Annotated in this window: 1 protein-coding gene; it reads right to left on the bottom strand. The window is 59.5% G+C overall.

The window, feature by feature from the left end; translation table 11 throughout:
- A partial coding sequence (locus A6M21_RS06655; protein WP_066667232.1) for a 50S ribosomal protein L25/general stress protein Ctc occupies positions 1 to 614 on the bottom strand: 614 nt, incomplete at its 3' end.
- Positions 615 to 790 lie beyond the last annotated feature (176 nt).

Genomic DNA, 790 nt, shown 5'->3' with positions numbered 1-790 from the left:
GGTTCCTCCGCCGGCGGAGCTTCTTCGGCGGCCGGTTCGGCGGCCGGCTCCTTCTCAAGCACCGGCGCCAGCACGCTGGCCACCACCGTTTCCCCGCCGGTCAGCACCGTCACTCCCGGCGGCGCCGCGATATCGGCCACGGTGATGGCGTCCCCCATGTTCAGCGCGGCAACATCCACCGTGACGGTTTCCGGTATGTCCGTGGGCAGGCAGGAAATTTCGAGCTCCCGCAGGGACTGCTGCAGAATGCCTCCCTGCACCACGCCGGCCGGCTCGCCGGTCAGGTGCAGCGGCACGGTGGTGTGGATTTTTTCTTTGAGCGAGATCTGCTGAAAGTCTACGTGCAGCAGCATCTGCCGGACCGGATCGGTCTGCATTTCCTTGATCAGCACCTGATAGTTGCCGCTGCCGCCGACCTGCAAATTGATCAGGGTGTTGCGGCCGGTTTCCGAGTTCAAAATCGCTTCCAGTCGGCGCAGTTCCGTTTCAACCGCTAGGCTGCCGATGTGCTTGCTGTAAACCACCGCCGGCACCCTGCCCTGCGCCGCCAGCTTGTTCCGGCAGCTCCGGCCGCGGCCCGTTCTTAATTCCGCCTGCAGTACTGCTTGTGCCATCAAAAAACCCCCCTGGGAATCAGTATTCCCTGTTTTTAGCATAAAAACCCGTCAAGCCATACAACCCTTGATTTTGCCGGGTTTTTTCTCGCGATTTCATGTAAGCATCCCGAAACGTTTCCATGAGCTATTACCGTCTATCTAATATATCCTTTTTAGAGCAGTCTGACAAGGCC

It is taken from the genome of Desulfotomaculum copahuensis (assembly GCF_001655685.1).
Classification (GTDB): domain Bacteria; phylum Bacillota; class Desulfotomaculia; order Desulfotomaculales; family Desulfovirgulaceae; genus Desulfotomaculum_G; species Desulfotomaculum_G copahuensis.
Note: the sequence above shows the minus strand (reverse complement) of the source record. Positions and strands in the feature narration are given on the sequence as shown.